Source organism: Arenibacter lacus, assembly GCF_008711145.1.
Classification (GTDB): Bacteria; Bacteroidota; Bacteroidia; order Flavobacteriales; family Flavobacteriaceae; genus Arenibacter; species Arenibacter amylolyticus.
Genome location: NZ_VVIN01000015.1, coordinates 59984 through 69925, shown reverse-complemented (window position 1 = coordinate 69925; position 9942 = coordinate 59984). Strand labels below are relative to the sequence as shown.

General features: G+C 40.8%; 11 protein-coding genes. 4 read left to right on the top strand and 7 right to left on the bottom strand.

Annotated elements, in window-relative coordinates; translation table 11 throughout:
* Positions 1-156: 156 nt before the first annotated feature.
* Entirely contained in the window at positions 157-1173 is a 1017-nt protein-coding gene (locus F1E73_RS07000; RefSeq protein WP_150451506.1) for a Gfo/Idh/MocA family oxidoreductase, read from the top strand.
* Positions 1174-1270: 97 nt separating this feature from the next.
* On the opposite strand, the gene F1E73_RS06995 is transcribed toward F1E73_RS07000, so the two are convergent.
* Positions 1271-1615, bottom strand: coding sequence for a HopJ type III effector protein (locus F1E73_RS06995; RefSeq protein WP_150451505.1), 345 nt, complete (start codon positions 1613-1615; stop codon positions 1271-1273).
* Positions 1616-1862: 247 nt separating this feature from the next.
* Here F1E73_RS06995 and F1E73_RS06990 point away from each other — a divergent pair, with 247 nt between their 5' ends.
* Both F1E73_RS06990 and F1E73_RS06985 read left to right on the top strand, forming a co-directional pair.
* Positions 1863-2456 (top strand): hypothetical protein, encoded by a 594-nt coding sequence (locus F1E73_RS06990; protein WP_150451504.1) that lies wholly within the window; start codon positions 1863-1865, stop codon positions 2454-2456.
* 109 nt (positions 2457-2565) lie between these two features.
* Positions 2566-3876: a sterol desaturase family protein gene (locus tag F1E73_RS06985; protein ID WP_150451503.1), complete on the top strand. Its 1311-nt coding sequence runs from the start codon at positions 2566-2568 to the stop codon at positions 3874-3876.
* 273 nt (positions 3877-4149) lie between these two features.
* On the opposite strand, the gene F1E73_RS06980 is transcribed toward F1E73_RS06985, so the two are convergent.
* The 6 genes from F1E73_RS06980 to rsfS are packed head-to-tail and all read right to left on the bottom strand — an operon-like array spanning position 4150 to position 8996.
* On the bottom strand, positions 4150-4419 hold the full coding sequence (locus tag F1E73_RS06980) for an acyl-CoA-binding protein (RefSeq protein WP_086477120.1): 270 nt from the start codon (positions 4417-4419) through the stop codon (positions 4150-4152).
* Position 4420: 1 nt separating this feature from the next.
* Positions 4421-5083 carry a phosphatidylserine decarboxylase family protein gene (locus tag F1E73_RS06975; RefSeq protein ID WP_086477119.1) on the bottom strand — a complete coding sequence of 221 codons (663 nt, stop codon included), beginning with the start codon at positions 5081-5083 and terminating at the stop codon, positions 4421-4423.
* Positions 5073-5876, bottom strand: a complete 804-nt coding sequence (locus tag F1E73_RS06970; RefSeq protein WP_086477118.1) for a phosphatidate cytidylyltransferase — start codon at positions 5874-5876, stop codon at positions 5073-5075. The genes F1E73_RS06975 and F1E73_RS06970 overlap by 11 nt, the downstream gene beginning before the upstream one ends.
* A gap of 1 nt (position 5877) precedes the next feature.
* Entirely contained in the window at positions 5878-6489 is a 612-nt protein-coding gene (locus F1E73_RS06965; RefSeq protein WP_150451502.1) for an LUD domain-containing protein, read from the bottom strand.
* A gap of 59 nt (positions 6490-6548) precedes the next feature.
* Positions 6549-8609, bottom strand: a complete 2061-nt coding sequence (gene ftsH, locus F1E73_RS06960) for an ATP-dependent zinc metalloprotease FtsH (protein WP_150451501.1) — start codon at positions 8607-8609, stop codon at positions 6549-6551.
* Positions 8610-8618: 9 nt separating this feature from the next.
* Positions 8619-8996 carry a ribosome silencing factor gene (rsfS, locus tag F1E73_RS06955; RefSeq protein WP_086477115.1) on the bottom strand — a complete coding sequence of 126 codons (378 nt, stop codon included), beginning with the start codon at positions 8994-8996 and terminating at the stop codon, positions 8619-8621.
* Between the two features lie 91 nt (positions 8997-9087).
* Here rsfS and F1E73_RS06950 point away from each other — a divergent pair, with 91 nt between their 5' ends.
* Positions 9088-9819: a biotin--[acetyl-CoA-carboxylase] ligase gene (locus F1E73_RS06950; protein ID WP_150451500.1), complete on the top strand. Its 732-nt coding sequence runs from the start codon at positions 9088-9090 to the stop codon at positions 9817-9819.
* Positions 9820-9942 lie beyond the last annotated feature (123 nt).

Here is a 9942-nt window from a genome sequence, read left to right as displayed (position 1 = left end):
TAGAGGGTCTAATCCCCTTTTTTGTTGATTTTGATTCCTGCTTATCGGAAAGTTGTAAAAGTTCACGGGGAGGAGAAATAGAAATAATTTTGGAAGACAGCCATAATTTAAGTTAATTGGGGGAAATTACTTTAACGGAAAAAAAGAATAAACCCTATGGCAACGAAAATCATTAATACGGGTATACTGTCTTTCGGGATGTCTGGTAAACTTTTTCAGGCACCCTTTTTAGAAGTGCATGATGGCTTTAAGCTTAGCGCCGTGGTAGAAAGAACTACCAAGAAAGCAAAGGAGCTTTATCCAGATATAAAAAGTTACAATAGTGTAGAGGCGTTGTTGGCAGATCCCGAAATTGAGTTAGTGGTGGTAAATACGCCTAATTATACTCATTATGATTTTGCGCTTAAGGCGTTAAATGCAGATAAACACGTCTTAGTAGAAAAGCCTTTCTGTGTCACTACTGAAGAAGCTAGGGAGTTGTTTGCCTTAGCGCGTAAAAAAGGGAAGCAGGTGCTTCCATATCAGAATAGGCGATACGATAGCGATTTCCTCTCCGTTAAAGAGGTGTTAGAATCGGGGAGGTTGGGCCCGCTGGTAGAGGCACATCTGAGGTACGATAGGTATAGGTATCATATTGGCCCCAAAGTGGGTAAGGAGACACCAGTGCCTGGGAGTGGTTTGTTATATGATCTAGGGCCTCACTTGTTGGATGCGGCAATAGCGCTTTTTGGACACCCTAAGGAGTGGAGAAAGCACACCGGACAATTCCGTCCCCAAACCCAAGTAGACGATTATGCACATATCCACCTATTGTATCCAGATGGTTTTCAGGTATTCATAACCGCCAGTATGTTGGTAGTGCAGCCTCAAGCCTCCTTTGTCTTACACGGCACTAAGGGCTCTTATATAAAACAACGAACAGATATTCAGGAAACCCAGCTGCTGGCTGGTATTGCTCCCGATGCTCCTGACTTTGGAGTGGAAGAGGCCGATAAAAGTGGGGTCTTATATACCGTAGATGAGGAGGGGAGAAAGAAGGAGGAGAATACAACGCCTATCACTTCTAATTACCTCCACTTGTTTGATGCCGTATACCAGTCCATAGTTAATGAAGTTCCATATCCGGTAAGTGAGGAAGACATTCTTCAGCAATTGGAAATATTGGAAGCCTAGCTATTAAGCTGATCCGTGGTAGCGAACCACGGCTCAGCTAGTATGTTTGATTATTGAATTTCCAGGAAAGCTTTTTTAAACAGGGGGCAGTCCCTGTTTATTTAAGGGTTAGGGCGTTTTTATCGAAACTTATTCCTTCCCATCCAGTCTTCATAAAATTGCGGATGTTTTGATGATCGTCGCCTTCCGGGGTTTGGAGTACGTCTTCACGGTAAAATTTCCCAAAACAGGCCAGGGTTTCTTCCTGGTTTAAATTTTGGAGTTGCGCAAAGGAAAATATCTTACAGGAGCCGTTATTCTGGCCAAGCTCATTATGGATGTCGCCATTTTTAAAAGCACTAGGCTCAAAATCGTAATAGGTGTCTATAAGCTGCATGGTGTCTTCAAATGCAATTCCTTTTGGGTTGTTTCTTAACTCTTCTAAAAATTTACTGATTGTCATGGTGTGAAAAATAGCTGTTCTAACGGCAAATGTAAGGCATACTAATTAATTAAATAGGCCTGCCTATTCTCTTGTGGGAATTTGCCGGCTAAAATGGCTAGCCTTAGCTAAATATCTTTATCTTTAGGTAATACATCTATCCATTTGCTTAGGATTCTTTAGAATGTTTGGTTTTCTGAGGTCTGTGTAAACGGATGGGACAAGGATAGATATGAAAATCATTAGTTAAACTAAATAAAAGCGCATTATGAAATCTTTATTAGTAAGTTGCTTACTGCTGATGGCAGCGCCCGTGATGGGACAGAAATCTACCACCCAAATTCTTCCTAAGGACATACAAATTAAAACAGCGCTTCTCCCGCTTTCCGAGGACGACAAGGAGGGAGCCATGGTTTATGGGTATGATGCCGAGGGAAAGATGACCGTATTGCGGAAAGGCACCAATAACTTGGTATGTATTGCGGATAATCCCATGAAGGATGGTGTTAGCGTAAGCTGTTATTTCTCCCAACTAGATCCCTTTATGGCCCGTGGTAGGGAGCTGTCCGCTCAAGGGAAGACAGTAGCTGAGATTAGGGAGATTAGGGGGAACGAAATTGCCTCTGGGGCTTTAAAAATGCCTGGGGAGCCAAGTATGCTCTATGTGTATTACGGGAAATCGGAGGATTATGATCCCAAGACCGGTAGTTTAGAAAATGGCAAATTTAGATATGTGATCTATACCCCCTTTGCAACGGTAGAATCTACTGGCTTGCCTGCCAAGCCGCATGCTCCAGGGATGCCATGGTTAATGGATCCTGGTACCCATAGGGCGCATATCATGGTAGGGCCCTTCAATTAGGGATCGCTAGTATAGTAAGAATAGTAAGATGCTAGATGGTTTATCCTGTTGAGGGTGAAGTGTTTGGTAGGATCGTTTTTATTATATTTGAAAGTGTTAAAATGATGTTATGGAAACATATGCTACCGCCCTCTTATATGCCATTCCGTTTTTTGTAGTGCTACTTGCCCTAGAGATAGGGTATGGCTTTTTTGTGAAAAAGCAGATGCATAAGGTGATGGATACGGTTTCTAGCATTAGTTCTGGTCTCACAAATATTATTAAGGACTCTTTAGGGCTTGCCCTAATCGTGGTTTCCTATCCGTTTTTATTGAAGCACTTGGCAATAACGGAAATTAAGGCTACTTGGTTGGTTTGGCTGGTTGCTTTTCTGGTGCTCGATTTTGCTGGGTATTGGAATCATAGGCTGAGCCATAAAGTGAACATTTTCTGGAACCAGCATGTTATTCACCATAGTAGCGAAGAGTTTAATTTGGCCTGTGCCTTACGACAGCCAATTTCTAATTTGATAGGCTATTTTTCAATATTGCTTATTCCCGCCGCCTTATTGGGGGTGCCGCATAAGGTTATCGCGGTGTTGGCTCCTATTCACTTGTTTGCCCAATTTTGGTATCACACGAGACATATTAATAAAATGGGGTGGTTAGAGTATGTGTTGGTCACCCCTTCCCAACACAGGGTGCATCATGCCATTAATCCGGAATATATAGATAAGAATTTAGGTCAGATACTTTGTATTTGGGACCGCATGTTTGGTACCTTTCAGGAGGAGTTGGAGGAGGTGCCCCCACAATACGGGGTGCTTAAGCCGGCGGCTACGTGGAATCCAATTCTGATCAACTTCCAGCATTTATGGCGAATGATAAAGGATGCTTGGTATACTGGTAGCTATTGGGATAAAATACGCATTTGGTTTATGCCCACCGGATGGAGGCCTGCCGATGTGATACTATCTCATCCGGTGGAGGGTATAAAAGATGTGTATCAGTTTAAGCGATACAGCCCAAAAGCAACAATAGCATTGAAGTTGTATTCGGTTTTACAGATGATTCTGAGTTTGCTGCTCATGATGTTTATGTTTTATAATTATGGGGCTATAGGATTTGAAGGTCTTTTGTGGTTCAGCGGATTTATTTTTGTGGGGATCTATGGGTATACCACCCTTATGGATGGAAAAAAGCAAGCCGTATGGATAGAAGCGGGGAGGGGTCTTGCAGGTATTGCCTGGCTAGGACTCTATGGGGATTGGTTTGGATTGGGCGGTTATTTATACGGCGCCGAATTAGGGATGCTGGTTTATTTTATAGGAACCATCCTAGGCGGAGTCTATTTTACGTTTTTGGAACCTAGGGAAGGGAAAAACACCCTTCAAGCGGAGCAGGAGCAGCATCCAAAAGAAGAGAAGCTTGGAGTAATGTAGAAAGAACTCCCGCCTGTTTTCTAGGGGGTAGTTTGGTCGCATTAAGATAGAAGGCTAGTTAGTATTGGTAAATACGGAAGTTGTGTTAGAAGGCCTTAAAATTGGATTATAGGCCCTGTATTAGCCTCAATACCCCGTGAGCTATACATGGCTTCATATATACTTTAGGAATAGGCTAATAAAAGAGATTGTAGGGTAAATTCATTATAGGTAATTTTAATGAAACCATCCTAAGCTCAGGATTCAATAATATCCTAAGCGGGCAGTAGTTCATTAAAGTTTGGCTTTTATTTCTTGATTAACCAAGGCAATATACTTTTGCATGGCTTCTTCCATTCCCACATTTTTGGCCTGTATAAGAGCATTGGCCTTAAAGGCATTAATTAAAGGGGTTCTGCTGCCCGGGTGACTAAAGTTGCGGTTAGCAATCTTGAAATAGGCGTATAACTTAAGCAATAAATCTGCTGGTAGCGGATCCGTGTAATCGTTTACAAAGTTTACCGCCTCCAAAAATTCCTTATGTAGTTTACTTTCCGTTTCCATGTTATTCCTCAACCTTAGTGGTTGCTATGCATGTTTTAGCTCCAATGACCTTTTGACCCAGTTGAACGCATATAGCGCTATCTAAGGGTAGGAACAAATCTACTCTGGAGCCAAATTTAATAAATCCTGCGTCTTCCCCTTGGTGAACGCTTTCGCCAACTTCCGCGTAGTTTACTATTCTACGGGCCAATGCACCAGCAATCTGGCGGTAAAGAATATCCCCAAACTTTGGAGTATTAAGTACTACCGTGGTTCGCTCATTCTCTTCGCTGGATTTTGGATGCCAGGCAACCAAAAATTTACCCGGATGGTATTTGGAGAATTTAATAACTCCCGTAGCAGGATAACGGGTGACATGTACGTTAATAGGTGACATAAAAATAGAGACTTGTAGGCGTTTGTCCTTAAAGTATTCTGTTTCCTCTACTTCTTCTATAACCACTACCTTCCCATCTACCGGTGCTATGATGTGGTCAAAATTATTAGTGCTTTTGCGGGTGGGATTTCTAAAAAATTGAAGGATCATAATTAGGGTAATCAATGCCCCAATCTGTAGCCCCAGTTTTAGCCAGTTGATATCAATAAAATAATGAGCCAACAAAACAACCGAACAAACCAGTATAAACGTGGTTACAATAATCTTCTGTCCTTCTTTATGAAACATTCTTAAACATTGTTAAAGTTAAATATGCAAATGGTGCGGCAAAAACCAAACTATCCAAACGATCTAACATACCTCCATGGCCTGGTAAAATGGCTCCGCTGTCCTTTACTCCGGCTGCTCTTTTAAACTTGGATTCAACCAAGTCTCCCAAGCTTCCTGCTACTACAATAACCGATGCCAGGATCAGCCATTGGATAAGGGAAACATTGGTTTCGTATTTGGACATGAAATATGCAGCAATCAACGCAAATACGTATCCTCCCACGGTACCTTCTATGGTCTTTTTAGGCGAAACTGAGGGGTATAACTTTGTTCTACCCACACTTTTTCCTACCAAGTAAGCAAATGAATCATTCACCCAGATCAAGATAAAAATACCCATGATCAGAAATTGTGCAAAATCACTGTCCTTATATGGAATCATGGTTAGGAAGATACATCCACCACCTATATAAAATAATCCTATTAAGAATTTTTGAAGGTTGTTGAACAATTTTTCCTTTCCAGAAAACAAATAAAATAACAATGCAAAATTAACTGTTATTGTTGCGAACATCAAAATATTAATGAGAATCTTATCTTGAACAAGATAGATAAAGGCCCACCACAATCCTAGGTAGGCTATAAAGACGTGGTAACCTCTAAGCTTTACCATACGTTTGTATTCGTAGAGGCAAATAAGACCGAAGGTCATAAACAGGAAGTCGAATGCATCGGAACTTAAAAATATGGCCGATAAAAGTAAAATAACAAATACAGCGCCTGTGAGTAACCGCCTTAAAATTTCCTTCATATTATAAGTCTTCCAGAAGTAATAGATATAGATTTTTAGAACTACTTCCGTAAGTTAAGAAATCATCAGAGTTTTCATTGGTGGGCATAAAATGTTTAATGGTTGTGATATTGGCCGGAATTTGCTTTTTATACTTCTTGTTGATTGTTTTTAATCCCTCCTGAATGGATTCTACCAATTGGCTAGTGGTGGCATAAACGATTAAATTGGAAGGGAGCTCATTCAGTTTTCTTTCCCGTAGTTGATTAGAGCAGACCAATATGGAGCCATCTTGACCAATTAGGTGTTCGCAGGTAGTAAAAAAGACGTTACTTTTACTGGGTTGATCCGTAAAAGTAACGTCTTGTTTAGAGAACTTTTCTTCCAAACGCTTATCCATTGTGAAAAACGTCTGGTCTTGCCATTGATTTTCTATAATAATATTGTCTAAATGGCCGTATACCTCTTCAATGGAATCGCAATAAAGGAATTTACCTCCATTGCTTTTAAAGTTTATGGTGAACTTTTCGTCTACGGGGATCTGTAGATCGGGCATATGCTGCCCTCTAGTCTCCTTTGTTTCCTTGGAAACTTGTTTTTTGCCTCCCCCAAAAAGTTTTTTAAACAAATCCATTAAAATTTAAACGCCTCATTAGCAATCGGTTCTAAGAAAACAACGGATTAAAACAGGTTTTATTTCTCTGCCTGTGGCTCAATCTTGTTTTTGTCTTCTGCTTCGGTTCCTTCTACGTCCTTTATCGTATCGGTATCCGTAGTTTCCGCTGTGCCCTTCTTTTTATTCTTATCGGCAGCTTCTTCGGCCTCCAATAATTGGTCTTTTTCAAAAGGGCGTTTCCCAAATATTTTCTCTAAATCGTCCTTAAAGATAACTTCTTTTTCCAATAATCGCTCAGCAAGTTCTTTTAGCTTGTCCTTGTTTTCGCTTAGAAGTTTAATAGCTCTTTGGTATTGTTCCTCTATCAACTTAGAAATTTCCGAATCAATATCTTGGGCAGTTTTCTCACTATAGGGCTTGGTGAAACCGTACTCATTCTGTCCAGAAGAATCGTAGTAGGTGAGGTTTCCAATCTTATCGTTTAGACCGTAAACGGTTACCATGGCTCTTGCTTGTTTAGTGATTTTTTCTAAATCGCTAAGCGCTCCGGTAGAGATCTCATCAAAGATTACCTTTTCTGCGGCTCGGCCTCCTAAGGCGGCACACATCTCATCCTTCATTTGATCTGGTCTAACAATTAGACGTTCTTCCGGTAGGTACCAAGCGGCTCCTAAAGATTGTCCTCTGGGGACAATAGTTACCTTTACCAAGGGGGCAGCATGCTCCAGCATCCAGCTTACGGTGGCGTGTCCGGCCTCGTGATATGCAATAGTTTCTTTTTCCCTAGGCGTAATAATCTTATTCTTTTTCTCTAATCCGCCCACAATTCTATCTACAGCGTCTAAGAAATCTTGCTTATTAACTGCTTTCTTTTCTTTACGTGCTGCAATTAAGGCCGCTTCGTTACATACGTTGGCAATATCTGCACCAGAGAATCCAGGAGTCTGCTTCGCTAGGAAGTCTACATCCAAGGTTTCCGCGGTTTTAATAGGTCTTAAATGAACCTCAAATATCTCTTTTCGTTCCCTAATGTCTGGAAGGTCTACATAGATCTGTCTATCAAATCGTCCAGCCCTCATTAAAGCCTTATCCAGAACATCCGCCCTGTTGGTAGCGGCAAGTACAATAACATTGGTGTTAGTGCCAAAACCGTCCATTTCCGTCAATAATTGGTTAAGGGTATTTTCCCTTTCGTCGTTAGATCCGGTGAGGCTATTCTTTCCTCTGGCCCTACCAATTGCATCAATCTCATCTATAAAAATAATAGAAGGGGATTTATCCTTTGCTTGTTTAAATAAGTCCCTAACCCTAGAGGCGCCCACCCCTACGAACATTTCCACAAAATCTGATCCAGAAAGGGAAAAGAAAGGAACTTGGGCTTCTCCTGCAACGGCCTTGGCCAATAAGGTTTTACCAGTTCCTGGAGGTCCTACTAAGAGGGCTCCTTTGGGGATTTTTCCTCCCAGAGAAGTGTATTTATCAGGATTCTTAAGGAATTCTACAATTTCTTCCACTTCTTCCTTAGCGCCTTCCAAACCAGCAACGTCCTTAAAGGAAGTTCTGGTGTCTGTCTTTTCGTCAAAAAGTTTTGCCTTAGATTTTCCGATGTTGAATATCTGTCCGCCTGCACCACCACCGGCACCGCCAGACATACGTCTCATCAGGTAGATCCAAATACCTATGATTAAGATAAAGGGTAAAAGGGTAAAAATAAGATCGCCAAATACGTTGGATTCTTGGTCGTAGACCACCTCGGTATCCAAACTGGTATTCTCGTCTTTAATAGCTTTTATTTCATTCTCAAAATTCTGCTGATCCCCGTAATTCACGGTGTATTGCGGGGTAGCCGTAGCACTCATGGAAAAGGCTGGATCCGACACATCTTTGTGAACGGATTTCTTAAGTGCCTCTGGATGAAGGAATACCTTTGCCTGTTTGGTATTGGTGATTACCAGGATTCTTTTGATGTCCCCATTTCTCAGAAATTCATGTAGTTCTGAGGTAGTCGCTTTTTTGGTGTTTGCAAAATTTCCACTACCGAAAAATTGAAACCCAATAAGCATTACTGCTATAATTCCGTATATCCACCAAGTATTAAATTTTGGTTTTTTAGGACCTGTATTATTTTCTTTTGCCATTATTCTTTTTTACTGATTGAAGCTACTTTCAACTAAGGTTACCTTGGCGTCTCCCCAAAGACCTTCTATGTCATAATATTCTCTAACCCGTTTCTGAAAGACGTGCGTCACAACGTTGACATAGTCCATTAACACCCATTCGGCATTATCAGAGCCTTCTACGTGCCATGGTTTGTCTTGTATAGCCTTACTTACAATTTTTTGGATAGAGCCCGCTATGGCGTTAACATGGGTGTTGGAAGTACCGCTGCATATAATAAAGTAGTCACAAACAGTGTTCTCAATTTCTCTAAGATCTAGTAATTTAATATCGTGCCCTTTAACTTCTTCTATGCCACTTATGATTAAAGCGATTAACTCATCTACGCTACTTTTCCTTTTTTGCATTCAATAAATTTATTTCTACAAAGTTATTATAATTTTGTTTTTTTAAGCATTGTTTTTAACAATACATTATATTATAAACATACAATTGTAAATGCAGTTAATCAAACTTAGTGCCACGGAATCTACAAATGCGTATTTAAAGGACTTAATGCAGCATCGACAACTTGTAGATTTTACCGTTGTAACCACCGAAAAACAGACGAAGGGTAGGGGGCAAATGGGCACTAGTTGGATTTCTGAGCCTGGTAAGAACCTGACCTTTAGTGTGTTGAAGCGATATGAGGGCGTGACGGTAGCACAGCGGTTTTGGATCAATATAAGTGTCTCCTTAGCCATCCATTCTGCCTTAGACCAACTGGAAGTGCCTAGTTTAAGAATTAAATGGCCCAACGACATTATGTCAGGTCGGACTAAGATTTGCGGTATTTTAATAGAAAATATCCTTTCGGGGCAGTTAATTCATAGCTGTATAATAGGAATCGGACTCAATGTAAACCAATTAAATTTTCAAAACCTGCCCAAGGTTTCCTCCCTAAAGCTATTATTAGGGCGCGATTTTGACTTGGAAAAGGTGCTTCTGGCAATCATAGACCAGTTAAAAAAATATTTAAAGCTCCTGGAAGAGGGGCAATTTAAGGAGCTGGGTAGTCAGTATGAAGCGCGACTTTTTAGAAAGGGGATGCCTACTGCCTTTAAGAATAAGGAGAACCAATTGTTTATGGGGATGATACAGGGCGTGTCCCGTACTGGAAAGCTGTTAATCCAATTAGAGGATGATAGCGTGCAGGAGTTCGATCTAAAAGAGGTGCAGATGATGTACTAGCATAAGCAAGTTGTAAGGCTTTAGTCTGAGCAGGGCATTTTCTCTAGTTAGGCTTCTGGTGATGAAAATAAATTGGGTTGAAACTACCTATTCCTAGGTTAAAACACCTTTTAAAACTGCGGT